This is a genomic window from Demequina sp. NBRC 110053, from assembly GCF_002090095.1.
In the GTDB taxonomy this organism is placed as follows: Bacteria; Actinomycetota; Actinomycetes; order Actinomycetales; family Demequinaceae; genus Demequina.
Genome location: NZ_BBRJ01000003.1, coordinates 476,109 through 503,061, shown reverse-complemented (window position 1 = coordinate 503,061; position 26,953 = coordinate 476,109). Strand labels below are relative to the sequence as shown.

The 26,953-nt window shown below is 72.0% G+C and carries 29 protein-coding genes; 27 read left to right on the top strand and 2 right to left on the bottom strand.

Annotated elements, in window-relative coordinates; translation table 11 throughout:
- Positions 1–20: 20 nt before the first annotated feature.
- From ftsY to B7K22_RS11485, 12 genes are all read left to right on the top strand, one after another.
- Positions 21–1,124, top strand: a complete 1,104-nt coding sequence (gene ftsY, locus B7K22_RS11540) for a signal recognition particle-docking protein FtsY (RefSeq protein WP_084040420.1) — start codon at positions 21–23, stop codon at positions 1,122–1,124.
- A 163-nt stretch (positions 1,125–1,287) separates the two neighbouring features.
- A complete protein-coding gene (locus tag B7K22_RS11535; protein ID WP_084040419.1) occupies positions 1,288–2,535 on the top strand; it encodes an ammonium transporter in 1,248 nt (415 codons plus the stop codon).
- Between the two features lie 2 nt (positions 2,536–2,537).
- A complete protein-coding gene (locus tag B7K22_RS11530) occupies positions 2,538–2,876 on the top strand; it encodes a P-II family nitrogen regulator (RefSeq protein WP_084040418.1) in 339 nt (112 codons plus the stop codon).
- Between the two features lie 79 nt (positions 2,877–2,955).
- Positions 2,956–4,665: an HD domain-containing protein gene (locus B7K22_RS11525; RefSeq protein ID WP_371327677.1), complete on the top strand. Its 1,710-nt coding sequence runs from the start codon at positions 2,956–2,958 to the stop codon at positions 4,663–4,665.
- 216 nt (positions 4,666–4,881) lie between these two features.
- Positions 4,882–6,486, top strand: a complete 1,605-nt coding sequence (gene ffh, locus B7K22_RS11520; protein ID WP_084040416.1) for a signal recognition particle protein — start codon at positions 4,882–4,884, stop codon at positions 6,484–6,486.
- A 142-nt stretch (positions 6,487–6,628) separates the two neighbouring features.
- Entirely contained in the window at positions 6,629–7,729 is a 1,101-nt protein-coding gene (locus B7K22_RS11515; protein ID WP_144276410.1) for an amidohydrolase family protein, read from the top strand.
- Between the two features lie 120 nt (positions 7,730–7,849).
- Positions 7,850–9,211 (top strand): ferredoxin reductase family protein, encoded by a 1,362-nt coding sequence (locus B7K22_RS11510; RefSeq protein ID WP_159448858.1) that lies wholly within the window; start codon positions 7,850–7,852, stop codon positions 9,209–9,211.
- Positions 9,212–9,215: 4 nt separating this feature from the next.
- Entirely contained in the window at positions 9,216–9,803 is a 588-nt protein-coding gene (locus tag B7K22_RS11505; protein WP_144276409.1) for an FMN-binding protein, read from the top strand.
- A gap of 24 nt (positions 9,804–9,827) precedes the next feature.
- The gene (locus tag B7K22_RS11500; RefSeq protein ID WP_084040413.1) at positions 9,828–10,631 is read left to right on the top strand and encodes an FAD:protein FMN transferase; all 804 of its coding nucleotides are present in this window, start codon (positions 9,828–9,830) and stop codon (positions 10,629–10,631) included.
- 102 nt (positions 10,632–10,733) lie between these two features.
- On the top strand, positions 10,734–11,357 hold the full coding sequence (locus tag B7K22_RS11495) for a hypothetical protein (protein ID WP_144276408.1): 624 nt from the start codon (positions 10,734–10,736) through the stop codon (positions 11,355–11,357).
- Between the two features lie 184 nt (positions 11,358–11,541).
- On the top strand, positions 11,542–12,078 hold the full coding sequence (gene rpsP / locus B7K22_RS11490; RefSeq protein ID WP_084040411.1) for a 30S ribosomal protein S16: 537 nt from the start codon (positions 11,542–11,544) through the stop codon (positions 12,076–12,078).
- Between the two features lie 2 nt (positions 12,079–12,080).
- On the top strand, positions 12,081–12,311 hold the full coding sequence (locus tag B7K22_RS11485; RefSeq protein ID WP_084040410.1) for a KH domain-containing protein: 231 nt from the start codon (positions 12,081–12,083) through the stop codon (positions 12,309–12,311).
- Positions 12,312–12,446: 135 nt separating this feature from the next.
- Here B7K22_RS11485 and B7K22_RS11480 read toward each other — a convergent pair whose 3' ends face one another.
- Entirely contained in the window at positions 12,447–12,869 is a 423-nt protein-coding gene (locus tag B7K22_RS11480) for a hypothetical protein (RefSeq protein WP_084040409.1), read from the bottom strand.
- Between the two features lie 84 nt (positions 12,870–12,953).
- On the opposite strand from B7K22_RS11480, the gene rimM reads away from it, so the two are divergent.
- The 15 genes from rimM (at position 12,954) to B7K22_RS11405 (ending at position 26,464) form a co-directional block, all read left to right on the top strand.
- The gene (gene rimM, locus B7K22_RS11475) at positions 12,954–13,484 is read left to right on the top strand and encodes a ribosome maturation factor RimM (protein ID WP_084040408.1); all 531 of its coding nucleotides are present in this window, start codon (positions 12,954–12,956) and stop codon (positions 13,482–13,484) included.
- On the top strand, positions 13,484–14,191 hold the full coding sequence (gene trmD / locus B7K22_RS11470; protein WP_084040407.1) for a tRNA (guanosine(37)-N1)-methyltransferase TrmD: 708 nt from the start codon (positions 13,484–13,486) through the stop codon (positions 14,189–14,191). Before rimM ends, trmD begins: the two co-directional genes overlap by 1 nt.
- 323 nt (positions 14,192–14,514) lie before the next feature.
- Complete coding sequence (gene rplS, locus B7K22_RS11465; protein WP_084040518.1) at positions 14,515–14,862, top strand: 50S ribosomal protein L19; 348 nt, start codon at positions 14,515–14,517, stop codon at positions 14,860–14,862.
- 91 nt (positions 14,863–14,953) lie between these two features.
- The gene (lepB, locus tag B7K22_RS11460) at positions 14,954–15,580 is read left to right on the top strand and encodes a signal peptidase I (RefSeq protein WP_234983476.1); all 627 of its coding nucleotides are present in this window, start codon (positions 14,954–14,956) and stop codon (positions 15,578–15,580) included.
- A 3-nt stretch (positions 15,581–15,583) separates the two neighbouring features.
- A complete protein-coding gene (locus B7K22_RS11455) occupies positions 15,584–16,264 on the top strand; it encodes a ribonuclease HII (RefSeq protein ID WP_084040406.1) in 681 nt (226 codons plus the stop codon).
- Positions 16,265–16,317: 53 nt separating this feature from the next.
- Entirely contained in the window at positions 16,318–16,644 is a 327-nt protein-coding gene (locus tag B7K22_RS11450; protein ID WP_084040405.1) for a DUF2469 domain-containing protein, read from the top strand.
- 100 nt (positions 16,645–16,744) lie between these two features.
- A complete protein-coding gene (locus B7K22_RS11445) occupies positions 16,745–17,383 on the top strand; it encodes a TetR/AcrR family transcriptional regulator (protein ID WP_159448857.1) in 639 nt (212 codons plus the stop codon).
- Between the two features lie 35 nt (positions 17,384–17,418).
- The gene (locus tag B7K22_RS11440) at positions 17,419–19,080 is read left to right on the top strand and encodes an MDR family MFS transporter (protein WP_084040403.1); all 1,662 of its coding nucleotides are present in this window, start codon (positions 17,419–17,421) and stop codon (positions 19,078–19,080) included.
- 121 nt (positions 19,081–19,201) lie between these two features.
- Positions 19,202–19,816 (top strand): helix-turn-helix transcriptional regulator, encoded by a 615-nt coding sequence (locus B7K22_RS11435; protein WP_084040402.1) that lies wholly within the window; start codon positions 19,202–19,204, stop codon positions 19,814–19,816.
- Positions 19,813–21,228, top strand: coding sequence for an MFS transporter (locus B7K22_RS11430; RefSeq protein WP_234983475.1), 1,416 nt, complete (start codon positions 19,813–19,815; stop codon positions 21,226–21,228). Before B7K22_RS11435 ends, B7K22_RS11430 begins: the two co-directional genes overlap by 4 nt.
- A 158-nt stretch (positions 21,229–21,386) precedes the next feature.
- Positions 21,387–21,743, top strand: coding sequence for a YraN family protein (locus tag B7K22_RS11425; RefSeq protein ID WP_084040401.1), 357 nt, complete (start codon positions 21,387–21,389; stop codon positions 21,741–21,743).
- Positions 21,740–23,257 (top strand): YifB family Mg chelatase-like AAA ATPase, encoded by a 1,518-nt coding sequence (locus tag B7K22_RS11420; RefSeq protein WP_084040400.1) that lies wholly within the window; start codon positions 21,740–21,742, stop codon positions 23,255–23,257. Before B7K22_RS11425 ends, B7K22_RS11420 begins: the two co-directional genes overlap by 4 nt.
- Positions 23,254–24,501 (top strand): DNA-processing protein DprA, encoded by a 1,248-nt coding sequence (locus tag B7K22_RS11415; RefSeq protein WP_144276407.1) that lies wholly within the window; start codon positions 23,254–23,256, stop codon positions 24,499–24,501. The genes B7K22_RS11420 and B7K22_RS11415 overlap by 4 nt, the downstream gene beginning before the upstream one ends.
- Positions 24,502–24,566: 65 nt before the next feature.
- Complete coding sequence (locus B7K22_RS11410; protein WP_159448856.1) at positions 24,567–25,619, top strand: tyrosine recombinase XerC; 1,053 nt, start codon at positions 24,567–24,569, stop codon at positions 25,617–25,619.
- An 11-nt stretch (positions 25,620–25,630) separates the two neighbouring features.
- Positions 25,631–26,464: a FliA/WhiG family RNA polymerase sigma factor gene (locus B7K22_RS11405; protein WP_084040398.1), complete on the top strand. Its 834-nt coding sequence runs from the start codon at positions 25,631–25,633 to the stop codon at positions 26,462–26,464.
- On the opposite strand, the gene B7K22_RS11400 is transcribed toward B7K22_RS11405, so the two are convergent.
- On the bottom strand, positions 26,457–26,921 hold the full coding sequence (locus tag B7K22_RS11400; RefSeq protein ID WP_234983474.1) for a M23 family metallopeptidase: 465 nt from the start codon (positions 26,919–26,921) through the stop codon (positions 26,457–26,459). The two genes, B7K22_RS11405 and B7K22_RS11400, sit on opposite strands and share 8 nt — an antisense overlap.
- Positions 26,922–26,953 lie beyond the last annotated feature (32 nt).

Below are 26,953 nucleotides of genomic sequence, written 5' to 3'. Positions count from 1 at the left end.
CACCTGACAGACTGGATGACATGGACGTCTCCTGGATCCCCGGCTCAGCCGACCTCGTCGTCGTCATCGTCGCCGCCATCGCCGTCGTCGGCGGTGCGGGCGCCGCTCTCGCCGCCCGGCGTCGCGGCCCGTCCGCGCGCGTCGACGAGCCAGCCCGCGCATCGGCCCCCACGACCGAGCCGGCGACGGCGCCCGAGACGACGACAGCCCCCGAGGCGCCCGAGTCGCGGCTGTCGCGCCTGCGGGGCCGGCTGGGCGGGGGCCTCGGTGCGAGCCTGCTCGCCCTGCTGTCCAAGGGCACGCTGAGCGACGACGACTGGGACGAGCTCGAGGAGACGCTGCTGCTCGCCGACGTGGGCGCGTCCGCGACGGACGACATCCTCGCGGCCCTCAAGGCGCGCCTGCGCGCGAACCCCGATGCCGATCCCCGTGCCGTGCTGCGCGAGGTGCTGATCGAGATCGTCGACCCCTCGCTGGATCGCGCGCTCGCGCTCGGCCCCGCCGGGCAGGCCGCACATGAGCCGATCATCGTGGTGGGCGTCAACGGCGTGGGCAAGACCACGACCGTCGGCAAGATCGCCCGCGTCCTCGTGGCCGAGGACCGCTCGGTCGTGCTCGCCGCCGCCGACACGTTCCGCGCGGCCGCCGCCGACCAGCTCGAGACCTGGGGCGCGCGCGTGGGCGTGCCCGTGGTGCGCTCCGAGCGCGAGGGCGCGGATCCCGCCTCGGTCGCCTTCGAGGCTGCCGACCGCGCGCGCGAGGGCGGTGCTGACGTGCTGCTCGTCGACACGGCCGGCCGCCTGCAGAACAAGGCCGGCCTCATGGACGAGCTGGGCAAGATCGTGCGGGTCGTGTCCAAGGTGACGCCGCCTGTCGAGGTGCTGCTCGTGCTCGACGCGACGACCGGGCAGAACGGCCTGACGCAGGCGCGGGTGTTCGCCGAGGTCGCGAACGTGACCGGCATCGTCCTCACCAAGATGGACGGCACCGCCAAGGGCGGCATCGTGGTCGCCGTGCAGCGCGAGCTGGGCGTGCCGGTCAAGCTGATCGGGCTCGGGGAGGGCGCCGATGACCTCGCGCCGTTCGACGCCGAGCAGTTCGTCGACGGGCTGCTGGGCTCCTGACGTGAGCGAGCGCGCCGTCGATGCGCCTCGCAACACACCTTTTACTCGGGCGCGCTCCTTGTAACCGTCCCGAAACACGGGGGCATCTCAGGGGCAACATACCTGCGGGAGGGTGACTGGTGACTCGCCGAGGGGGCGAGGGAACCAATCAAGGAGAAGCAGAATGGATAGCCCAAACGTTGCGTGGCTCCTGACCTCTGCCTCGCTCGTGCTCCTGATGACGCCTGGACTGGCGTTCTTCTACGGTGGCATGGCGCGTCGCAAGTCGGTCCTCAACATGATGATGATGTCCTTCAGCGCCATCGGCGTCGTTGGAGTGCTCTGGGTCCTGATCGGATTCTCAGTCTCCGCGGGCGACACCGTGGGCGGCTGGTTCGGCAGCCCGCTGGCGGACTTCGGCATGTCGTCGGTGTTCCAGGCCGGCGTCGATGAGAACCCCGATGACGCGGCGACGCTGATCCTGGCCGCGTTCGGCGCGACCTTCGCGATCATCACCGTCGCGCTGATCTCGGGCGCCGTCGCCGACCGCATGAAGTTCAGCGCGTGGCTCGTGTTCGCCGGCCTGTGGGCCGTGATCGTGTACTCGCCCGTCTCGCACTGGGTGTGGGGCGGCGGCCTCCTGTCCAGCGACTACCTGTTCGCTGACATGACGGCACCGCAGGACATCGCCGGTGGAACCGTGGTGCACATCAACGCCGGTGTCGCCGCGCTGGTGCTCGCGCTGCTGATCGGCAAGCGCAAGGGCTTCGGCAAGGAGCCCATGCGTCCGCACAACCTCACCCTCGTGATGATCGGCGCCGCGCTCCTGTGGTTCGGCTGGTTCGGATTCAACGCCGGTTCGTGGTGGGAGGCGGACAACTTCGCCGCCCAGATCTGGCTCAACACCCTCGTCGCTCCCGCGGCCGCCATGCTCAGCTGGCTGCTGGTCGAGAAGATCCGCGACGGCAAGGCCACCTCGCTCGGCGCCGCCTCCGGTGTTGTCGCCGGTCTGGTCGCGATCACCCCGGCTGGCCTGTCGGTCTCGCCGCTCGGCGCGGTCGCGCTCGGCCTCGTCGCCGGTGTGGTCTCCGCTCTCGCGGTGGGCCTCAAGTACAAGTTCGGCTACGACGACTCGCTCGACGTCGTCGGCGTCCACCTGGTCGCCGGCCTGTGGGGCACCATCGCTGTGGGCCTGTTCGCCACCGACACCAACGCCTTCGGGGACGCTGGCCTGTTCTACGGCGGCGGCGGCAGCCTGCTGGTCTCGCAGATCATCGCTGCTGTCGTCGTGATGGCGTACTCCGCGATTGCTACGCTGATCATCGGTCTGGCGATCAAGTACACGATCGGACTGCGGGTGTCCGAAGAGGACGAGGTCAGCGGCATCGACCTCGCATCGCACGGTGAGACTGCCTACGAGGAGGCGATCTAGTCATGAAGCTGGTCACTGCCATCATTCAGCCCCACCGCGTGGACGAGGTCCGTGCAGCGCTCGAGGCCGCAGGCGTCAAGGGCGTCACGGTCTCCGAGGCCGCCGGGTACGGCCGCCAGAAGGGCCACACCGAGGTCTACCGCGGTGCGGAGTACACCGTGGACCTGGTGCCCAAGACCCGTCTCGAGATCCTCGTCGACGACGCGGACGCCGCGACCGTGACCGAGGCGATCGTCTCCGCCGCGCAGACCGGCAAGATCGGCGACGGCAAGGTCTGGACGGTCCCCGTGGACGACGTCGCTCGGGTTCGCACGGGCGAGCACGGCGCCGACGCGCTGTAAGGGACACCGCACATCAATGGAGGGCCCGACGGGCACTGCCCCTGACGGCCCCCGCGCTGAGGTCCCGCATCCCCCCGGGGTGCGGGACCTCAAGCGCGAGCGGGCGGAGCTGGCGGCCCGACTCACCGCCGACGATGTGCCGGGTGCGCAGCGGCGCAAGCAGATCTCCGACCTCATGCTCGACCGGCTGCGCGAGCACTGGCGGGCGTCCGATCCTCTCGCGGAAGGCGTCGCGCTCGGCGCCGTCGGGTCGCTGGGGCGTGGCGACGCCGGTCCCGCCTCCGACCTCGACCTGGTGCTGATCCACGACGGCCGCACCCACACGACCCAGCAGGTCGCGGACCTCGCGCAGCGGCTGTGGTATCCGATATGGGACGCAGGCCTCGAGCTGGACTACTCGATGCGCTCCATCTCGGAGTGCCGCCAGGTCGCCTCGAAGGACCTCGCCGCCGCTGCTGGCCTGCTCGACCTGCATCCCGTGGCGGGCGACGCGCAGCTCATCCAGCAGGCGCGCGCCGCGATCTATCACGACTGGCGCGGCGCGGCCCGCAAGCGGCTGCCGGAGCTGCTCGCCGCGTCCCGCGCCCGCGCCGAGCGCCATGGCGAGCTCGCCTACCTCATCGAGCCCAACCTCAAGGAGGCCAGGGGAGGGCTGCGCGACCACATGAGCCTGTCCGCCCTCTCGGCGACCTGGCTGACCGACCGACCGCACGGCGCCGTCGACGCGGCGGGCGATCATCTCAAGGACGTGCGCGACGCGCTGCACCTGGTGGCGGGACGCTCCACCAACGTCCTGGGCCGGCACGTCGCCGACGAGGTCGCGCACGTGCTCGGCTTCGACGAGGCGGATGACCTGCTCGCCTCGCTCGCGGAGGCGGGACGCACCGTCGCATACGCGCTCGCCACCACCGAGCGCGGCGCGCGCCGGTCGCTCGAGCGCGCCGGCATCGGCTCGCGCGCGTGGAAGGCCAGGCGCCTGCGCGCGGCACCCCGGCACATCGACGTCGCTGACGGCCTCATCGACGTGGACGGCGAGCTCGCGCTCGCGAGCGACGCCGACCCCGACGGCGACGCGCTGCTGCCGCTGCGGGCGGCCGCCACCGCGGCGAGCACCGGGCTGACGTTCACGCCCGAGCTGCTGCTCGCGATGCAGCGCGCGCCCGAGCTGCCCGATCCGTGGCCCGCCGCCGCGCTCGCTCACCTGCGCGAGCTGCTGCGGGGCAGCCAGCACCTGGTCTACGTGTGGGAGGCCGTCGACCTGCACGGCATGGCCGTGCGGTGGGTTCCCGAGTGGGAGGGGGTGCGCAACCGGCCCCAGCGCAGCCCCGTGCATCGGTTCACCGTGGACCGGCACATGCTGGAGGCCGTGGTGCTCGCCGGCAAGCTGCGCCGCCACGTGCCCGACGGCGACCTGCTGCTCATGACCGCGTGGCTGCACGACATCGGCAAGCGCCCTGGAGCGACGGACCACTCGATCGACGGTGCGGCCCTGATCCCGCGCATCGGCGCGCGCCTGGGACTGGCGGAGCAGGCCGTCGCGGACGTGACGCTGCTCGTGCGCGAGCACCTGACGCTCGCCGCGCTCGCCACCAAGGAGGACCCCTCCGACCCGGCGACCGTCGCGCGCCTGATCGAAGCGGTCGACGGACGGCGCGACCTGCTCGAGACGCTGCGAGCACTCACCGAGGCGGACGCCCGCGCCGCCGGCCCCAAGGCATGGACCACGTGGAGGGCGAGCCTCATCGACACCCTCATGGCGAATGCCCTGCCAGAGCTCCCGCCTCGCTGAGCACTGGACCCGGCCAGCGCATCGGCGCTCGCCACCCGTCCGCCCCAGGTGAGCGAATGGGGCCCAACTCGTGCACTCAAGCGCTGAGACGAGCGAGTTGGGCCCAACTCGCGCACTCTGCGAGACGCGGGTGAACTGAGGCGGATGGGGAGCGCGCGAGAGCCGCCCGAGGACCGCCGGTAGGCTAGAGGCCAAGCTTCACCCGAAGGGACACCTGTGTTCGCCAACCTCTCCGACCGCCTGACAGCCACGTTCAAGGGCCTGCGCGGCAAGGGCCGCCTGAGCGAGGCGGACATCGACGGCACCATCCGCGAGATCCGCCGCGCCCTGCTCGACGCCGACGTCGCCGTGCCCGTCGTCAAGACCTTCACCGGCAACATCCGCGAGCGCGCTCTCGGCGCCGAGGTCTCCGGCGCCCTCAACCCCGGCCAGCAGGTCGTCAAGATCGTCAACGAGGAGCTCGTGTCGATCCTCGGCGGCGAGGCGCGCCAGCTGCGCCACGCGAAGACCGGCCCCACCGTCATCATGCTCGCCGGTCTTCAGGGAGCGGGCAAGACCACCCTGGCAGGCAAGCTCGCGCACCACCTCAAGGGCCAGGGCCACACCCCGCTGCTGGTCGCAGCCGACCTCCAGCGCCCGAACGCCGTGAACCAGCTGCAGGTGGTCGGCGAGCGCGCAGGCGTGCCCGTGTTCGCGCCGGAGCCGGGCATCACCCGCGACGGCGAGCGGGTCAAGGGCAACCCGGTCAAGGTGGCCAAGAAGGGCGTCAAGGAGGCCGAGCAGCGCCAGCACTCCGTGGTGATCGTCGACACCGCCGGCCGTCTGGGCGTCGACCAGGAGCTGATGAGGCAGGCCGCGGACATCCGCAAGGCCGTGGAGCCCGACGAGATCCTGTTCGTCATCGACGCGATGATCGGCCAGGACGCGGTCGCCACCGCGCAGGCCTTCCAGCAGGGCGTCGACGTCACGGGCGTGGTGCTCACCAAGCTCGACGGCGACACCCGCGGCGGCGCCGCCCTTTCCGTGCGCGAGGTCACGGGCCGGCCCATCCTGTTCGCGTCCACGGGCGAGAAGCTCGACGACTTCGAGGTGTTCCACCCGGATCGCATGGCCAGCCGCATCCTCGACATGGGCGACATCCTCACCCTCATCGAGAAGGCCGAGAAGTCCTTCGACCAGGCCGAGGCCGCCCGCATGGCGGACAAGGTCTCCAAGGGCGAGGACTTCACCCTCGCGGACTTCCTGGTCCAGATGCAGCAGCTCAAGAACATGGGCTCCATGAAGAAGATGCTCGGCATGCTGCCCGGCATGGGCCAGATGCGTGAGCAGATCGAGAACTTCGACGAGCGCGAGCTGACCCGCATCGAGGCCATCGTCCAGTCGATGACCCCGTCCGAGCGCGACAACCCCAAGATCCTCAACGGCTCGCGCCGCTCGCGCATCGCTGCCGGCTCGGGCACGCAGGTGTCCGACGTCAACTCGCTGGTCAAGCGGTTCGAGGACGCGCAGAAGATGATGCGCGCGATGTCCAAGGGAGGCGGCATGCCGCAGCTGCCCGGCCAGGGCGGCGGCGCCCCGGGAGCGTGGGGCGGCATGCCTGGCGGCAAGAAGTCCAAGGGCAAGCAGGCGCCTCAGCGCAAGGTCAAGGGCAAGTCGGGCAACCCCGCCAAGCGCGCCCAGCAGGAGGCGGCCGCGAGGAACCGCGCCGCGACCGGCCCCCAGGCGCCCGCTGGCAGCGCCTTCGGGCTGGGACAGCAGCAGCAGGAGGACTTCGATCCTTCGCAGCTGCAGCAGGACCTGGGCAAGTACCTGGGGCGCTAGTGCGCAGGGGGGCTGAGGTCGCCGCGCCGATGCGCGTGCTGGGCTCGGGTCACATCGCGCCCGTGCGCGCCGCGCCGGGCGAGGCGCCGATCCGCCGGACGGGCTCCCGGCCCCACGCGCCGCGGCGAGGGTGGGACGAGCGATGAGCGACCCCGCTGGCGTGCTCCACCTGACCGGCCCCGTGCTGGTGGACGATGCGCGGGTCGAGCCCGAGGGCTGGGTGGTGGGCGGCCGCATCACCTTCGAGCGGCCCCGGCACAGCGGCGAGGTCACGGAGGTCGCCGGCATCGTCGTGCCGGGCCTGGTCGACGTCCACTGCCATGTGGGAATCGACTCGGGCGGCGCGACGGAGTCGGACATCGCGGTCAAGCAGGCGGAGATCGACCGCGATGCGGGCACGCTGCTCATCCGGGACGCCGGCTCGGCGCTCGACACGTCGTTCGTGCACGACCGTGGCGACCTCCCGCGACTCATCCGCGCGGCTCGGTTCATCGCGAGGCCGCGCCGCTACCTGCGGCACTTCGCCCGCGAGATCGAGCCGGACCAGCTCACCTCGGTCGCCGTCGAGGAGGCCCGCAAGGGTGACGGCTGGATCAAGCTCATCGCCGACTGGATCGACCGGGACCTCGGCGACCTCGCGCCGCTGTGGACCCCCTCGCAGCTGACGGACGCACTCGCCGCCGTCCACCGCACAGGCGCTCGCGCGACGGCCCACACGTTCGCCGAGGAGGCGGTGCAGCCCCTGCTCGACGCCGGCATCGACTGCATCGAGCATGGCACCGGCATGACGGAGGCGCACATGCGCGTCGCCGCCGAGCGCGGCATCCCCGTCGTCCCCACGCTGCTGCAGGTCGACAACTTCGTCGCGCACGCGGCCGCGGCGGAGGCGAAGTTCCCCGCCTACGCTGCTCGCATGCGCGCCATGCATGAGCGCCGATACGACCAGGTGCGCGCCTTCCACGAGGCTGGCGTCCCGCTGCTGGTCGGCACCGATGCCGGCGGGACGCTCGGTCACGGGCTGCTGCCGGTCGAGGCTGCCGAGATGGTGCGCGCCGGCGTGCCTCCGGCGGAGGTCGTGGCCGCCGCGTCGTGGCGGGCGCGGGCGTTTCTGGGAGCGGACACGCTGACCGAGGGAGCGAGAGCTGACCTGGTGGCCTACGACGCCGACCCGCGTGAGGACATCGCCGCGCTGGCGCACCCGGCGCACGTGGTGCTGCGTGGTCGGCGCGTCGCAGGCTCCTGAGAGCATTCAGGGAGAATGTCGCGGAGCAGTGACAGGCGGCGTGAGCTCGCGCGATACTGGCAGGGCACCTGAGCGATGCCGACCCCCATCCTCGACCCGCTCCCACGCGAACGGAGTACTGTGACCACCGCCCCGACGCCTGCGGCCGCGCGTGCGCGCGCCGCCGCTCGGAGGAGCTGGTGGGCGGACGGGCTTGAGGCCGCGATGTGGCTCGCGGCGGTCGCCGGAGTCGCGCTCATGATCGCCTCCGGCGGGCTGCAGGCCGCGAGCGCGACGGACGGCGTGTACGCCGTCGGGCGCGCGCTCGGCATCGTCGCCGCCGTGCTGATGATGACGCAGGTGCTGCTCGCCTCGCGCGCGCCGTGGGTCGAGCGGGCGATCGGCCACGACCGGGCCATCGCCCAGCACACGCGGGTCGGCAAGGTCGCGATCATCCTCATGCTGCTCCATGCCGTCCTGCTGACGACCGCCTCGGGCACCTACGACGGCCGCGACCCCGTGAGCCAGTTCCTGGCTTGGCCCCAGTACGGGTGGTTCATGCTGGTCGCACAGATCGCGCTCGGAACCTTTCTCATCGTGCTGATCACGTCGCTCACTGCCGTGCGGCTGCGGTGGCCGTACGAGCGTTGGCACGCCGTGCATCTGCTGGTCTACGTGGGCGTCGCGTTCGCGGTGCCGCATCAGTTCCTCGAAGGCTCGACGTTCCGCACCGGCGGACTGTCGTGGTGGTTCTGGGCCGCGCTGTGGACGCTGTCGATCGGCTCGTTCGTGGTCTACCGGCTGATCCGACCGCTGGTGCTTCTGGCGCGCCACGACCTCCGCGTGGCGGCCGTCGCCACGCTTCCCGACGGGTCGACGTCCGTCACCCTCGAGGGTCGCGACCTCGCGCGTCTGCGTGCGAGCGCGGGCCAGTTCTTCCTGTGGCGCTTCCTCTCGCCAGGGCTGCGCACCCAGAGCCACCCGTACTCGCTGTCGGCCGCGCCCGGCGACACGCTGCGCATCACGGTCAAGCCGTCGGGAACCGGGTCATCCGCGGTCCGCTCGCTCGCGCCAGGAACGCGCGTGCTCATCGAGGGCCCGCTCGGCGTCTTCACCCACGGCTCGCGCACCGCGGACCACCTCGTGCTCATCTGCGCCGGGATCGGCGTCACGCCCGTGCGGTCCATGCTTGAGGGCGCGGCTCCCGGTGACCGGATCACGGTGATCATGCGCGCCCGGACGCGCGACGAGGCGCCGCTGCTCGACGAGGTCGAGGCGCTCGCGGCCGAGCGCGGCGCGGACCTCCACGTGCTGGTCGGCCATCGCGGCGAGACCTGGGGCACCCGCGAGACGCCCGCGCTCATCAAGGACTTCGTGGACGACCCGCGCGGAGCGGACGTGTACATCTGCGGGCCGCGCGCCTGGGCAGCGGCCGTGGAGGCCGATGCGCTGGCGGCCGGCGTGCCGCGGGACAGCGTGCATCGGGAGGAGTTCGGGTGGTGACGGCATGAGGACATCGCGCGCCCTGATGGTGACCGGCGCCTCGGCGGCGCTGCTGACGGCTGGCGTGATCGCGGCTCCCGACCCCCTCGCGGACGCGGTCGCCGCGCCCGGCGGCGACCCCGCTGGCTCGCCGGCCGACGACGACTGCGAGCGCGAGATCGACCCGAGCTCGAACTCCGGCCGCGGCAACACCGAGGACCCCATCGAGGAACGCGAGCGCGACGACGACCCCTCGGGCGACGACTGCGACCAGGGGCCCGCTGCCGGCGGCCAGGACTCCGCGGCGGGAGGCGATCAGGGGGCGGCGCCGGCGGGGGCGACCACAGTGGACGGCCCCGTGGTCACCAACGTCCGCGGCGACTATCAGGCGCGCCTGATCATCGTGGACGGCGCGGTGGTGGACGTCGAGTTCCCGGTGGCGGGCACCTCGGCCGCGGAGTCGCGCCGCGTCAACGAGATGGCGCTGCCGGTGCTCGAGGAGCGCATCCTGGAGGCGCAGTCAGGCGACGTCGAGTACGTCTCGGGCGCGAGCTACACCTCCCCGGCGATCACGGAGTCCGCGCAGGCCGCGTTCGCCGAGGCCGGCCTGTGACACGGGCATGATCGAGCGCACGAGATGAGCGAGACCGCCGCGGTGCGTCGCGCCATCACCGCGATGGCGATGGACTTCACCCTCGAGGCGTGGGGAGCCGAGCAGGACGCCGTCGACGCGGTCGTCGAGCACGCGTCCTCCGACCTGCGCTGGGCGGATGAGGTCTTCTCGACCTGGCGCGAGGACTCGTGGATCTCTCGCCTGGGACGTGGCGAGGCAAGCATCGCCGATGCGCCGCCCGCGGTCGCCGAGGTGCTCGACCTGTGCGAGCGCTTCCGCGAGGAGACGGGCGGCGCGTTCGACGCGAGGACTCCCCACGGACGTCTGGATCCCACCGGGATCGTCAAGACCTGGGCGATGGAGCGGGCGCGCTGGCGGCTGGAACTGATGGGAGCCTCCGGCTGGCTGTGGGGCTGCGGCGGAGACGTCACGGTCGCCGGCCGTGGCCCGGCTGACGGTCGCTGGCGGGTGGGCATCGCTGACCCACGCGCGCGTGCGGGAGCCGCCGCGGCGCCCGTGCGGCGCATCGAGCTGGGCGGCGCGGCGACCGGCCGCCGCGGTGTCACGGCCGTCGCCACGAGCGGCGAGTCCCACCGGCCCGGCCACGTCTGGGACCCCCGGACGGGCGCATCGGCGCGCCACTATGCCCAGGTGAGCGTCGCAGGCACGGAGCTCATTGCATGCGATGCGTGGGCGACGGCGATCCTCGCGGGGGGACAGCGCACGCTGCGCCGGGCGGATGCGGCCGGGCTCGCGGCGCTGGCGCTCAGGGTGGTCGACGGCACGGTGCGCGCGACGGCGACCTCGGCGTGGGCCGATCGCGCGTGAGCGGCACGCAGCGGGACGAAGCGGACAAAGTCACACGCGACTCCCAGGGGCGTCGCGAGGTGCGCTACTGTGGCGCGAAATGGCCCAGCTGAGGGGACATCGATGGCACCGATGTGGTTTCCCCGGCGAGCAGTGGCGCTCGTCGGCGCAGTGACGATGGCAGGGTGCGCTGCCTCCGCGGACTCCGGGGCGCGCGCCGATGCGTCCGCCTCACCCGAGCAGGCTCTCGCTGCAGCGTCCTCGGCGGCGTCCTCGGTGGCGCCCTCGGCCGAGCCGACGATCATCGACGTCGAGCACCTCGTGGACGTCGACGAGCCCGGCCCCGACGGCGCGCTGGGCGCCGGGTGCGACGTCCCGGAGGACGGGGTCCTGTCCGACGGCTCCTGGTACGGGTTCGTGGTCAAGTACGCCGTGAGCTCGGTGACGCTCGACATCGCGTGCGCCTACGGACCCGGCACGGACCAGTTCCAGGCCTTCGCCGCGGCCGGGGACGGCGCGGAGTACGTGGTCGTGAACGACGTCGTCGACGAGCACTCGGTGCGGCTCACGAGCGACACCGAGGTGATGCTCGACGAGGACGGGTGGGAGCCGCTCGTGCCGAACGAGGCCCGTCACGCCCTCGACCCCCAGCTCGCCGGCGAGCAGGTCGCCGTGTGGGTGTGCGTCGAGGACGGCGAGGTCGCGAGGGTGGTCCAGGCCGCGCGACTGGAGACGCTGGAGGGCTGACGGCGGGCCGCCGCCGCTGCTCGCCCCCGCGGCGCTTTGCCCGCACCGCCGAGTGTCTGGCACAATGGGTCGCTGGCTGAAGCGGCCCTCTACCCGCGTCGGCTATTCGTCTTGCCAGTGACCGCCGCCCGATGTCCCCGGACGGCGCGACCCGGCTCACACCGAATACACAAGGAGTACAGCCATGGCTGTGAAGATTCGTCTCAAGCGCTTCGGCAAGAAGAAGGCGCCGTTCTACCGCGTGGTCGTCATCGACGGCCGCGCCAAGCGTGATGGTCGCGCGATCGAGGAGATCGGCAAGTACCACCCGCTGTCCAACCCTTCGCTCATCGAGATCGACTCGGAGCGTGCGCAGTACTGGCTCAGCGTGGGCGCCCAGCCTTCCGAGCAGGTGCAGAAGCTGCTGACGCTCACGGGCGACTGGGGCACCTTCAAGGGTGAGAAGGGTGCCACGAGCACCGTCGAGGTCCCCGCGGGCAAGCTGGCCGCCGAGGACCAGATCAAGGCCACCGCGGACGCCGCCGAGAAGCTCAAGGCGGAGAAGGCGGCCGAGGCCGAGAAGGCAAAGAAGGAGGCCCAGGAGGCGTCCGAGTCGCCCGCCGAGGAGGCTGCCGACGCCGTCGCCGAGGCCGCTCCTGGCGAGGATGCGGCTGCCGCCGCGCCCGCGTCAGACGAGCCCACCGGCCCGGCCGAGCCGGAGCCCGCTCCCGAGGACAAGTAACGATGGTCGTCGACGCGCTGGAGTTCCTGGTCAAGAGCATCGTCCGCAACCCGGACGATGTGACCGTCACGGAGCGTTCCGGGCGTCGTGGCATCACCCTCAACGTGGTGGTGCACCCGGATGACCTGCCGCGCGTGATCGGCCGCCGCGGCCGCACCGCCACGGCGATCCGCACGGTGATCGACGCCATCTCGCGCGATGACGTGCGGGTCAACATCGTCGACGTGGCCTAGGCCGCACGTCACAGCGCAGCGCCCCGTGCCATCTGGCACGGGGCGCTGTCGCGTGTCGGGGCCCCGGTGCCCGGCGGAGCGCGGGAGCGTCGCGCTGGGCGCCGATGCGCGCGCTCGGCCGGCGCGCTGGCCGCCTCAGCGCTGGTGGAAGAACGCGCTCGCGCGCGACGTGGTCAGCATGATGATGATCAGCGCCGCCCATGCGATCGAGATCGCGCCCTGGATCCACGGGTAGCCGTCGATCGCCAGCAGTGCGAACACGTCGAGCCCGATGCGGATCACCATGAGCGTGATGACCAGGAACCGCGCGAAGCGCGACCCGCGGAACAGCCCGATGCCCACGAGCAGCGTGATCGCGCCCACGACGAGCGCGCTCCAGCCGAAGATCTGCGCGTCGTCGGCGGTGAGGTCCACCTCACCGAGCACCTCCGCGTCGCCCGATGCCCACAGGAGGAGACCTCCGAGCACCATCGTCGCGACGGCGTTGAGAAGGGTGAGCACCCCCACGAAGGCGACCCCCGCGGGCATGTTCCCGACGCCCTGCTTCTCAACCATCATGGCTCCCTCCATCGCCGCTGGTAGACCGTAGCCCCACCGTACTGCGCTGCTTCGTCGTGCGCGCGCTGGCCGTACCCTGGACGCATGAAGCTGACTGTCGCGCGCATCGGTCGCGCCCACGGGCTGAAGGGCGAGGTGACCGTCGAGGTCCGCACCGACATCCCCGAGGACCGCCTGCTTCCTGGCGAGGAGTACGAGACCGAACCCGCATCGGCCGGCCCGCTCACCATCGCCGGAGTGCGCACCCAGGCTGGTCGCTGGTACCTGCGGTTCGACCAGATCGCGAGCCGAGAGGCCGCCGAGGCGGCGCGCGGCGTGGAGCTCGTGATCGATGGCGACGAGTCCGACGAGGAGGACGCCTGGTACGTTCACGAGCTCGTGGGCCTGGCCGCGGTGCGGTCGTCCGGGGAGGCGATCGGCGAGGTGATCGACCTGCTGTCCATGCCCGCCCAGGACATCCTCGTGGTGAAGGAGCCGAATGGCCACCGCGCCATGATCCCGTTCGTCGAGGACTTCGTGGTCGAGGTGGACGTCGAGGCCGGCACGGTCGTCGTCGAGCCGCCGTACGGGCTGCTGTCGGGCGAGGAGCCCGAGGCGACGGGCGAGACCCGCTGATGCGCATCGACGTCGTCACGATCTTCCCCGAGTTCTTCCAGGTCCTCGACGTGTCGCTGCTGGGCAAGGCGCGCGCCCGCGAGCTCGTGGCCGCCCACGTGCACGACCTGCGGGACTGGACCAGCGACGTGCATGGCACGGTCGATGATGCGCCGTTCGGCGGCGGCGCCGGCATGGTCATGAAGCCCGACGTGTGGGGCCGCGCCCTCGACGAGGTGATGCTGCCGGGCGCGCATCTCGTGATCCCGAGCCCGGCGGGCGTGCCGTTCACGCAGGCGATGGCGGCGTCGCTGGCGGGCGAGGAGCAGCTCGTGTTCGCGTGCGGCCGCTATGAGGGCATCGACGCACGGGTGGCGGAGCACTACGCGGACGCCGGCTTCCGCGTCAGCGAGGTGTCGCTCGGCGACTACGTCCTCAACGGGGGAGAGGTGGCGGCGTACGCGATGATCGAGGCCGTCACGCGCCTGATCCCCGGGTTCATGGGCAACGCCCAGTCGATCGTCGAGGAGTCGCACTCCGACGGCCTGCTCGAGTACCCGTCGTACACCCGCCCGTCCTCGTGGCGCGGTCTGGAGGTGCCCGACGTGCTGCTGAGCGGCCACCACGGCCGCGTCCAGGAGTGGCGGAGGGAGCAGCAGCTGGAGCGCACCCGCGAGCGGCGCCCCGATCTCCTCACCGGGCGCGAGGGCACGGACCAGGGCGACTGACCGCGTGGCGCCTCCGGGACCGCGGGCGTCGCGCACGTGGATGCCCGCGCCCCTGTGCTCCCGAGCGAATCTGCGGGCGATCCCGGACACCGCGCCCGCCCCTGGGCGCACCACCCCGCGATGATGAGCCGCGAAGATGAGCCGCGAAGATGAGCGACTGGCGCGGGAACGCGCGCCCGGCTGTGGCATAATTGCTCCTCGGTGCGCGCGGCGCTCACGCCTGCCACAGGGGGCTCGAGCACAGTCCGCAGCGCATCGTCACCACCGAATGCCGTGAGGCAGATATCGTGCAGGACCTGTGGCGTGCGCGAGGAGAAAGAGTCATGCAGAAGCTTGACCACATCACTGCGGGCCAGATCCGCGATGACGTCCCCGACTTCCGGGCCGGCGACACCGTCAAGGTGCACGTCAAGGTCATCGAGGGCAACCGCTCCCGCATCCAGGTGTTCCAGGGCGTCGTGCTCGGCCGTCAGGGCCAGGGCATCGGCGAGACCTTCACCGTCCGCAAGATCTCGTTCGGCGTGGGCGTCGAGCGCACCTACCCGGTGCACGCTCCCACGATCGACCACATCGAGCTGGTCAGCCGCGGCGACGTCCGTCGCGCGAAGCTGTACTACCTCCGCGAGCGCCGCGGCAAGGCCGCGCGCATCCGCGAGAAGCGCGAGAGCTGAGATCAGCGACACCTCGCAGGCACCGGCGGATGGCTCCAGGCCGTCCGCCGGTGCTCGTGTCTGGGGCTACACCAAGGAGCTGCTGATCATCGTGGTCAGCGCCCTCGCGCTGTCGCTGATCATCAAGACCTTCTTCTTCCAGTCGTTCTGGATCCCGTCGGGCTCGATGGAGCCCACGCTGCAGCTCAACGACCGCATCCTCGTCACCAAGTGGCGCCCGGGCCCGCTCGACCTGCGGCGAGGGGACATCGTGGTCTTCAAGGATCCCGGCGGCTGGCTCGGCCCGGTCGACACCTCGGAGGACACCCCGCTCGAGACGGCCGGCAAGACCGTCCTGACCTTCACCGGCCTGCTGCCGGAGGATGCGGGCACGCACCTGGTCAAGCGCGTGGTCGGCCTGCCGGGTGAGACCGTGGTGTGCTGTGACGCGAACGGCCAGATCACCGTCGACGGCGACGCGCTCGACGAGGTCTACCTGCCCGACGGCATCGACCCGTCGCTCACCGCCTTCGAGACCACCGTCCCCGACGACTACGTGTGGGTCATGGGCGACAACCGTCCGCACAGCGCGGACTCGCGCGCCCACATGGGCAACCCTGGCGGAGGCTCGGTCCCGATCGACTCGGTCGTCGGCACTGCCTTCGCGACCGTGTGGCCGCTCGACCACTTCCACGGGATCGGCAACCCCTACGAGAGCCCGGACGCGGTCGAGGACTGACCCGTGCCCGTGTCGCTGATCCACGAGACGGCCCTGTGGGACTCAGGCGCGCGCGTGGTCGCGGGCATCGACGAGGTCGGCAGGGGAGCCCTCGCCGGTCCGGTCACGGTCGGCGTCTGCGCCGTCGCCCGGTGCGACGCATGGCCCGATGGCCTCGCGGACTCCAAGGAGCTCACCGCTGTCAACCGCGTGCGGATGGCCGATGCGCTGGCGGGCTTCGGGCTCGCGCGTGCGGTCGCGCACGCATCGCCCGGGGAGATCGACGAGCTCGGCATCATCGGCGCGCTGAGGCTCGCGGGGACGCGCGCGCTGGAGCGGATCGCCGCCGAGGGCCTGGCCGTCGACGCGGTGCTCCTCGACGGCAAGCACGACTGGCTCACGCCGCCCCCGGCGACGATCTTCGAGGACCCGGCCCCCGCATCGGCGCTCCCCGATGTCCCCGTGACCATGGTGGTCAAGGGCGACTCCTTGTGCGCCTCCATCGCTGCGGGCTCGGTGCTCGCGAAGGTGGAGCGCGATGCGCTCATGTCCGCCGCCCACGAGCGCCATCCCGCCTACGGCTGGGCCGGCAACAAGGGGTACGGCGCTGCCGCCCACCTGGCTGCGCTGCGCACGCTGGGCGCGACGGACGAGCACCGCCGGTCGTGGTCCCTGCCGCTTCACGAGGTCGCCGGCGACGCCTGACGCGGCGGCGCGCCGATTCGCCGCCGCGGCCCATCAGTGGCCATGATGGTGCGGTGAGCAGTGAGGACCTGGAGAACTACGAGACCGACGCTGAGCTGGCGCTGTACCGCGAGTACCGCGACGTGGTGGGCCTGTTCCAGTACGTGGTCGAGACCGAGCGACGCTTCTACCTGTGCAACAAGGTCGACCTGCAGGTGAAGGCCTCGGGTGGCGACGTGTACTTCGAGGTCACGATGGCCGATGCGTGGGTGTGGGACGTGTATCGGTCGGCCAGGCTCGTCAAGCACGTGAGGGTGGTGACGTTCAAGGACGTCAACATCGAGGAGCTGTCGCAGGACGACGACGCGATGCCCGACATCCGCCAGCTGCGGGCGCGCTGACGGCCTCGCCGCGCTTCTCGGACGCGTGACGCGCGGACCCCGATGGCCGCCGGGATCGCGTGACTTGACTCTCGTTGCAGAGTCTGCAACATTACAGAGTGTGCAACAAGGTGAGTCTCTCCGTGACCGCAAGCGTCGGCTCGCGCGTAACGCCACGCAGAAGGCGGCAATCGAGCTGAGCCTCGAGCACGGCGTCGACGCAGTGACCGTCGACATGATCTGCGATCGCGTCGGGATCTCGCCGCGCACCTTCTACAACTACTTCCCGGCCCGCGAGCACGCGCTGCTGGGCGACCCCAAGCCGCAGCCGACGCAGGAGGCCATCGACGCGTTCCTCGCGGCCCAGGGCGTCTCCGACGTCGAGGCGTGCGCGACGCTGGTGGCGGAGACCTGGCTCGCTGCCGAGCCTGACCGCGAGCTGTTCCGCATGCGGCGCAGGCTCCTCGACACCCATCCCGACCTCGCCGCGATCGACTGGGGCCGCCGGCTCGAGGCCAGAGCCCACTACGCGTCGATCGTGCGTGAGCGACTCGCGCTGCGCGAACCCGACCGTGAGGCGGCTGAGCTCGCGACGGATGCGCAGCTGGTCGTCAGCCTTGCCGTCGGCATGCTCCAGGTGTTCGCCCATCAGTGGGCGCAGTCCGAGCCCGAGCAGCCGATGGGCGTGCTCGTGCGCGAGCTCTTCCCCCGCGTCCGCCGCCTCACCCAGGCCACGGACGCCCCCACCCCCGCCGTCTGACCGACGACGGTCCTGTCCCTTTGGAGGGCACCACCATGTCCCGCACCGCCACGACCTCGCCTGTGCCAGCGAGCGCATCGGCCGCTCCCCAGCCCCAGCAGCGCTCGGTCATCCCTGTGTTCATCGGCCTCATGACCGCGATGCTGCTCGCGTCGCTCAGCCAGATGATCTTCGCCACCGCCCTGCCGACCATCGTGGGCGAGCTCGACGGCGTGGACCTCATGCTGTGGGTGACGACCGCCTACATCCTCGCGTCGACGGTGATGATGCCCATCTACGGCAAGCTCGGCGATCTCATCGGGCGCAAGGGCCTGTTCATCTCCGCGATCGTGATCTTCATGGCGGGGTCGGTCCTCGGCGGCCTCGCGGAGTCCATGCCCGTGCTGATCGCTGCCCGCGCCATCCAGGGCCTGGGCGGTGGCGGGCTCATCATCCTGGCGCAGGCGATCATCGCTGACCTCGTCTCGGCCCGCGAGCGCGGCAAGTACATGGGGCTCATGGGCGCGGCCTTCGCGGTCTCGTCCGTCGCTGGACCCCTGCTCGGCGGGTGGTTCACCGAGGGACCCGGATGGCGCTGGGGACTGTGGATCAACATCCCGCTGGGCATCGCGGCGATCGTCGTCGCCGCCCTGTTCCTCCACCCGTCGCCGCGACGCGGTCAGCGCCCGCGCATCGACACCGCTGGCATGGTGCTGCTCACCATCGCCACCACCGCCGTGGTGCTCGTGACCTCGTTCGGGGGGCACACGTACGCCTGGGGCTCGGCGCAGATCATCGGCCTCATCGCGATCGCCGCCATCGCCGCCGTCGCGTTCGTGCTCGTGGAGCGCCGGGCCCCCGAGCCCGTGATGCCGCTCGCGCTGTTCCGCTCGCGAACCTTCAACCTCACCACCGCCGCGGGCATGCTCACGGGCGTCGGCATGTTCGGCGTCATCGCCTACATGCCCACCTACCTGCAGATGGTCGCGAACGTCGATGCGACCGAGGCGGGGCTCCTGACGGCGCCGATGATGCTCGTGATGCTCATCACCTCGACCATCACGGGCTTCATCGTGTCGCGCTCGGGCCGCTACAAGTGGTACCCGGTCGCGGGCGCGGTGATCGTCGCCGGCGCGCTGTTCCTGCTGTCGACGCTGCAGTTCGACACCCCGGTCGGGGTGACGTGCGGCTACCTGGTGCTGATGGGCCTGGGGCTCGGCCTCTCGATGCAGATCCTGGTGCTCGCCGTGCAGAACGCCTTCCCCCTCCGCATGGTGGGCACGGCGACCGCGTCGAACAACTACTTCCGCCAGGTGGGCGCGTCGCTCGGCACCGCCGTCGTCGGCTCGCTGTTCACGTCGCGGCTTCTCGAGCTGCTGGGCGAGCGCCTGCCCGCGCAGGCTCTCGATGGATCCGGGGGCACCCATTCGCTCACGCCTGCCACCGTCGCATCCCTGCCTGCCCAGATCCACGACATCGTGGTCGCCTCGTACAACGACGCCCTCACCCCGGTGTTCGCGCTGATGGTGCCGCTGTCCGCGCTCGGAGCGATCCTGCTGCTGCTCGTGAAGGAGAAGCCGCTGCGCACCACGGTCGGACGGGACGCGGTCCAGGAGGCGGTCGAGATCGACGGCGCGACGCGCGACTACCTGGAGCCCGGGGAGGGCGACCGAGCGGCGCGCGTGCCGGCCCGCGCAGGAGCCGGCACGGCAGGCTAGCGCCGCGCGCCTGCGCGGGACCTGCGCGAGCGGGGCCGCCTCCGAGGCGGGTCGCCTGTGCGACGCAAGGGTTGCAAAGAAACTCTTGCAAAGAATCCTTTGCAAGAGTACGGTCGGTCGCATGGAACGACGGGACCGGCGCATCGACGCCACGGCGCTGAAGGCGCTCGCGCATCCGCTCAGGGTGGACCTCCTCGACCAGCTCGTCATGGGAGGCTCGGCCACCGCGAGCGTGCTGGCCGAACGCCTGGGGGAGTCATCGGGCGCCACGAGCTACCACCTGCGCCAGCTCGCGCGCCACGGCCTTGTCGAGGAGGACACCGGCCGCGGCACCGCTCGTGAGCGCTGGTGGCGCGTGGTCCCAGGCGGACTCACGCTGGCCGCCGAGGACGTGCGCGACGACGCCGTCGCTCATGACGCGGCGCTGCACGTCGCTCGCCAGATGGCCGACCTCCGGGCACGGCACATCGACGCCTTCCTGCGCCGTGGCGAGACCGAGCTCGGCGACGACTGGGTCGATTCGTCACGCATGATGTCCGCGCGGCTGCGCCTCACGCGCGACGAGCTGCTCGAGATCGGCGACCGCATCGAACAGGTGATCCAGGACGTCATCGTCCCCACGCGAGACCGGGAGGAGCCAGCTGGCGCGCGCACCGTGGCGCTCCATTTCAACATGTTCCCGGTGGTCGGCGTGGACGGCCCGGCGGACGCCGGCCACGACGGGAACCGCTCATGAGCGCGGCACGTGCGCGCACGGGAGAAGGCTTCGGGCGCCTGTGGTCCGCCGCGCTCGGCTCCAACCTCGCGGACGGCGTCGCGCGCATCGCCATCCCGCTCACGGCCGTCACCCTCACGCGCGATCCCATCGCCATCTCGATCCTCACGGCGCTCGCCTACGTCCCCTGGCTGCTCTTCGGCATCCCCGCCGGCATGGTGGTCGACCGCATCGATCGCCGCTACGCCATGGCCGCCGCCAACGCGATGCGGGTGACGTCGGCGGCAGGCGTCGCGCTCGCGATCGCCACCGACCACATCAGCGTTCTCGTGCTGGCGATCGCGACGCTCGTGTTCGGCATGGGCGAGACGCTGTTCGACAATGCCACCAATGCGGTGCTGCCGGCGCTGGTGCCCCGCTCGCGGCTCGACCGCGCCAATGGGCGCATCCAGGCGGCCCAGGTGGGCGTCGACATGTTCATCGCCACCCCGATCTCCGGCGTGCTGTTCGCGGCCGCCGTCGTGCTGCCGATGGTGGTGGGCGGACTGGGCTATCTCATCGCCGGCGCGCTCGCGCTGTCGCTGCCCGTCGCGGCCGCACGCGCGAGAGATCGGGACACTGGCGAGCGTCCGGCCCCCGTGCCGCTCAGCGTCGCGATGCGCTTCCTGTGGAACCACCGCTACCTGCGATCGATGGTGATCGTGACGTCTCTCGTGGGCTCGTGCCTGGCGCTCGCGCAGGCCATCACAGTGCTGCTGTTCGTCGACAGGTTCGGCGTGACGCCGCAGCTGGTGGGGGTGGTGACGGCGGGCATCGGGCTGGGGGGCCTGGCGGGGGCGCTCACGGCTGGCCGGCTGGTCGCATCCCTCGGACGCGGGCGCGTGCTTCTCGGGGCGTCCGCACTGGGCGGCGCCGGCCTGGTGGGCGTAGGCGTCGCGCCCAACGCATGGCTCGCCGTGGCCGCCTATGCGGTGGGCTCGTACGGCGTCGCATGCTGGAACGTCCCGTGGGGCTCGCTGCGTCAGGCGATCGTCCCCGGCAAGCTGCTGGGTCGCGTGATCGGAGCCGCGCGCACGGTGTCGTGGGGAATGTTTCCCCTCGCGTCAGTCGCCGGGGGAGCGCTCGCACGCGTCGACCTGCAGGTGCCGTACCTGGTCGGAGGCGCCGGCGCGCTGCTCGTGACGGTCGTCGCCGCGCGCCTGCTGCTGTCCGCCGATGCGCACATGCCCGCCGATGAGGACGAGGAGGCGGCCGGTGGCGCAGTCGCGAGCGGAGTGGCGTCCATCGCGCCTGGCCCCGACGCAAACGGTGCGCCCGTCCCCGGCGGCGCTCCCACTGCCGGCGGCGCTCGCGCTGCTGGCGGCGCTCCCGATGCAGGCGCCGCCCAGGGCGCGCTCGTGTCGGCGCCCGCTCGACGCGCCAGGCGTCCCTGACGGCGGTGCCGCGGCTCGGTCGAGCAGCGCGCCTGCACCGCTCGTCGCCCTCCTGGCATCGTCCCCAGGCAGGGCTGATGCGCCCGTCTCCCCAGCATCGGCCCTCACCGCTTGAGTGAGTCAGGAGTCGCCGCGACCGTGGTCCGCGGAGGTGGCACGTGGACGCGAGACGTCAGGTGGGGCGGCACGGCGAGGACGTCGTGGCACGGCGGCTCGCGGAGCTCGGCTGGGAGGTGCTCGATCGCAACTGGCGGTGCGCGCGAGGGGAGCTCGACATCGTCGCGCGAGACGGCGGCTGCGCCGTGGCGGTCGAGGTCAAGACCCGTCGCACGGGTGCGTGCGGGAGCGGCCTCGAGGCCGTCACCCCAGCGAAGGTCGCGCGTCTGCGCCGGCTGCTGGCCGCGTGGCTCGACACGCGCGACGAGCGCTTCGAGGAGGTGCGGATCGACGCCGTCGCGGTGACGCTGCCGCGCGCTGGCGCCGCGCAGCTCGACCACGTGCGGGGCATCGGATGATCGGCCGGACCAGTGCCGTGGTGCTGGCCGGGCTCACGGGCCACCTGGTCGATGTCGAGGCGCACATCGGGTCGAGCCTGCCGGGTTTCACGATCGTCGGGCTCCCCGATACCTCGTTGTCCGAGGCGCGTGACCGCGTCCGTGCCGCTATTGCGAGCTCGGGCCTCGACTGGCCGCAGCGCCGCGTCACGGTGAATCTGTCTCCGGCATCGCTGCCCAAGAGCGGTGCGAGCACCGATCTCGCCATCGCCATCGCCGTGCTGGCGGCCTCCTCCTCCGTCGACGCCCATCAGGCAGGCCGAGCCGCGCACCTGGGTGAGCTCGGGCTCGACGGCCGCGTGCGGCCGGTGGCGGGGGTGCTGCCTGCCGTGTCCGCCGCGGTCGCGCGAGGCATCGATCGCGTCGCCGTCCCTGCGGCGAATGCCGAGGAGGCTCGCCTGGTTCCGGGCGTCCAGGTGGTGCCGGTCGCAACGCTCGCCGAGCTCGCGCGCGCATACGGGGCGATGCACGCCGTCGCGACCTCGACGACGCCCGTCGCGCTGCCGGTGCGACCCCTCGCCCTCGTCGAGGACGTCGACCTCTCCGAGGTCCAGGGCCAGGAGGAGGCGCGGTGGGCGCTGGAGGTCGCTGCCGCGGGCGGACATCACCTGCTGATGTCGGGCCCACCCGGCGCTGGCAAGACCATGCTCGCGCGCCGGCTCACGACAATACTGCCGGACCTCGCGGACGAGGACGCGGTGACGGCGACGGGCATCCATTCGCTCGCGGGCACGCTCGACCCGAGCGAGGGGCTCTTGCGCACGCCTCCCTTCGAGGCGCCGCATCACAGCGCCTCGGCCGCGGCGATCGTCGGGGGCGGGTCCGGGCTCGCTCGCCCAGGTGCGATCTCCCGCGCTCACGCCGGTGTGCTGTTCCTCGACGAGGCCCCCGAGTTCCCGGCGCGCGTGCTGCAGACCCTGCGCCAGCCCCTCGAGCACGGCGAGATCGTGCTGCACCGAGCCCAGGGAGCCACGCGTTACCCTGCTCGCTTCCAGCTGGTGCTCGCGGCGAACCCGTGCCCGTGCGGCCAGTACTTCGGCACCGGCGAGCGATGCGACTGCTCGTCGATCGCGCGCCGCCGGTACTTCGGCCGGCTGTCCGGTCCGCTGCTGGACCGCGTCGATCTGCAGGTCACGGTGAACCCGGTGCGTGGAGCGAGCGCCGAGCCCGCGGAGGCGTCCGCCACGGTCGCTGCCCGAGTGGCGAGCGCCCGCGCGCGGGCGGCGGCCCGTCTCGCCGGCACGCCGTGGAGACTCAACTCGCAGGTCTCGGGCGCGTGGCTGCGCCGGCATACCCACCGCGACGCGGCCCAGCTGGTGTGGCAGGCAATCGAGCAGGGTGTCATCACGGCGCGCGGCGCCGACCGCGCCATGCGAGTCGCGTGGACGCTCGCCGACCTCGAAAGCGCGGCCGCGCCGACGGCGGACCACGTCGCTCAGGCGATGACGCTGCGGTCCAGGGGAGGGGCGCCGTGACTGACGACCTGACCTCGCGGATCGCGCGCGCGAGCGCGAGCGACGCCGACGCCTGCGTCGCATGGAGCGCCGTCGCCGAGCCCGCCGACCAGGCCGCGGGCTGGCTCGTCGCGCAGCTCGGCCCGGCAGAGGCCCTTCGGTGGGTGGCGATCGCGCGCGCGAACCCCGTGCGCGCATCGATGGAGCTCGCCCCGTACGGCGCGGGCGCTGACGTGGATCACGTCGTGCGCGCGAGCGAACGGTGGGCACTGCGGTGCTCCGATCTGGACGTCAAGGAGCTGCGGGAGCGCGCGAGCCGGTGCGGTGCGCGGATCGTGGTGCGAGGCTCGGGCGAGTGGCCGGGAGCGGTGGGCGACCTCGGATGGACGGCACCCTTCGCGCTGTGGGCGCGCGGCGAGGGGGACCTGCGTGCGCTCGGTGAGGGGATCGCCGTCGTCGGAGCGCGATCGTCCACGGCATACGGAGACCATGTGGCCGCGACGATGGCGGGCGACCTCGTCCGCGCGGGTCGGACGGTCGTCTCCGGGGGCGCGTACGGCATCGATGCCGCGGCGCACCGGGGGGCGCTCGGGGCGGGGGGCGCCACCGTGGCGGTGATGGCGGGCGGGGTGGACCGGCCCTATCCCGCCGGGAACGTGGACATGCTGACTCGCGTCATGCGCGACGGCGTGCTGGTGAGCGAGGTCCCGCCGGGGTGGGCCCCTCACCGATCGCGTTTCCTCACCCGCAACCGGCTGATCGCGTGCGCGGCCGCGACCGTGGTCGTCGAGGCTGCCCACCGCTCGGGAGCCCTCAGCACCGCGACGCACGCGCAGCGGCTGGTGCGGCCGGTCGCCGCGGTTCCCGGACCCGTCACCAGCGCGGGCTCGGCGGGCGCCAACCGCCTCATTCGCGATGGCGAGGCCGTGCTCGTCACTGGGTGCGCGGAGCTTCTCGAACTGGTCAGCCCGCTGGATCCGAGCATGGGGGCGACGCCCGTTGGAGTGGCGGGTGTCGACTTCGCGGCGCCCGAAGATCGCGCGGTCTACGACGCGCTCGGCACGCGCCGCGCCATCGAGGTGGACGTCGCTCGCACGGCCGGCCTGACGCATGCCCAGGTGAGGGCGTCGCTGGGCCGCATGGAGGCGGGCGGGCTCATCGAGCGGGACGTCGGCGGCTGGCGCCGGCGACGTCAGGGTGCCGCCGCGAGTGGTGCTCGCGCCTCGAAATCGGACAAAACAGGGCAAAGCGGGGGTGAAACGTGAGATTGAAGTGACCAATGTGACAGAAGGGGTTGATTTGACAGGTGTGACGGTGCCACAGTGTCAGCATGTCTACGAGGGGCGACGCAGGCCAGGGTGACCTGGTCGCGAGGTTCGAGGGCTACCTGCGCCACGAGCGCGGGCTGTCCGAGAACACCGTGCGCGCCTACTCCGGAGACCTCACGCACCTGGCGGCCCACGTCATGCGGGGCGGCGCGTCCCAGCCCGTCGGCGCGAGCGACGCTGCCGATCAGCGTGGCGCGGCAACCGCGTCCGAGCCGGACGGTGCGGACGACGCTCGCGCTCGGCACGGTGCGGCAGCCGCGTCGACGGTGGATGCTGGGCGGGCTGCGCGGGTGCTGCGCGACGTGACTCTCGCGGATCTGCGCTCATGGCTCGCGACGATGGCCGCCGCTGGGCTGTCGCGACCCACGATGGCGAGGCGGGGCGCGGCCGTGCGCACCTTCTACGCCTGGGCTCACGATGCCGGCCACCTCGACGCGAACCCCGCCTTGCGCCTCGCGTCCGCGCGCCCAGCGTCGACGCTCCCTTCCGTCCTGACGGCCGCCGAGGTCGTGACGCTGCTGACCGCAGCGCAGACCCGCTGCGACGACGGCGACCCCCTTCACGTGCGTGACTGGGCGATGGCGGAGCTGCTGTACGCGACGGGCATGCGCGTGGGCGAGCTCGTGGGCATCGACCTGCGCGACGTCGACCTCGACGAGCGCCTGGTGCGCGTGGTCGGCAAGGGTGACAAGGAGCGCACGGTGCCGTTCGGCGTGCCCGCCGCTCAGGCCCTGCGCGAGTGGCTTGGGGTCCGCCACCTGCTGGTGAGCGAAACGACCGGCGCGGCCCTCTTCCTCGGCTCTCGGGGAGCGAGGGTCGGTCAGCGCCAGGTGCGCGAGAGCGTCCACGAGCTGTGCAGGCTCGCCCAGGTCCCCGAGGTCGCGCCCCACGCCCTGCGGCACAGCGCCGCCACGCACCTGCTCACCGGCGGCTCCGACCTGCGCTCGGTCCAGGAGGTCCTGGGCCACGCGAGCCTGAACACCACGCAGCGGTACACCCACGTCTCAGCAGAACGCCTCCGGGCCACCTACCAGCTCGCGCACCCGCGCGCCTAGGGAGAGAAGACATGTCGAGTCTCAACGCCGCGCCATCGGCGGCACCTGACGGAGGAGCGGTTCAGGGTGTCGCGCCCCGTGCCGAGTCTGCGAGGCTCGAGGCCTGGTGGAAGCAGCTCGGCGACGAAGGGGAGGCGCGCCAGCTCGCTCGCGAGGCGCTCATCACCCACTACGCGCCCCTCGTGACCCACGTGGCGACCCGCATGATCGGGCGCCTGCCCGACACCGTGGAGCTCGCCGACCTCGTGTCGTACGGCATGTTCGGCCTGATCGATGCGGTCGAGAAGTTCGAGCCTGCACGCGGGTTCAAGTTCGAGACCTACGCGAGCCAGCGCGTCCGAGGAGCCATCATCGACGAGCTCAGGGCAGCCGACTGGGTGCCGCGGTCCGTCCGCACGAAGGCCCGCGTTCTCGAGCACGCGCAGCGCAGCCTCGAGCAGACGCTGCTGCGCCGAGTGGACGACGACGACGTCGCCTCGCACCTGGGGTGGGAGACCGCAGACGTGCGCACCGTGCGCGCCCAGGTCGCGCTGTCCCACATCGCCGCCCTCGACGGGATGGTCGCGGCAGGGCAGACGCACGCGATCGACGGAGCGCTCGACAACGCGGCTCCGGAGGCGTCCGTCTCGGTGGAGGCTCAAGAGACCTCCGCGCTGCTCGCCACCGCGATCCAAGGCGTGCGGGAGCGGGAGCAGGAGGTGCTGCGCCTGTACTACTTCGAAAACCTCACGCTCGCGCAGATCGGGGAGATCCTCGGCGTCACCGAGTCGCGCGTGTCCCAGATCCATTCGGGAGCCGTGAAGAAGCTGCGCGTGCTGCTGGTGCGCACGGGCGCGTTCAGCTGACGAAGGCGCCGCGATCGGCTGGCAGCAGCCGCACGGGGCCGAAGCCCTCGACCAGATCGAGCGGGTCCAGGTACCGTCCGTCCTGCCGCACGCCCCAGTGAACGCAGGCCGTCTCGCAGTGGGCGGAGCCCGGTGCGACGGTGCCGACGGGCTCGCCGGCCGCCACGCGTGACCCGACCTCGACCAGGGCGTCGACGGGCTCGAAGCTCGACAGCCTCCCATCGTCGTGCGTGATCGTGAGGACGGCGCGGTCCACCACGACACCGGCGAAGCTGACGACGCCGCGTGCGGGCGCGACGACGGTGTCACCCGCCGCCGCGTGGAGGTCGATGCCGCGATGCCCTGGCAGCCAGTCGCGCACGGGGATCCGTGCGAGCGCGACGGCTCGAAACGGAGAGACGGGCGCCGTGTACGGCGCGAGATCGAGGGGGTGAGCCGCCGCCAGGTGCGCTGGCACGTCAACGACGTGCCCAGGGGGCCACTGCGGAG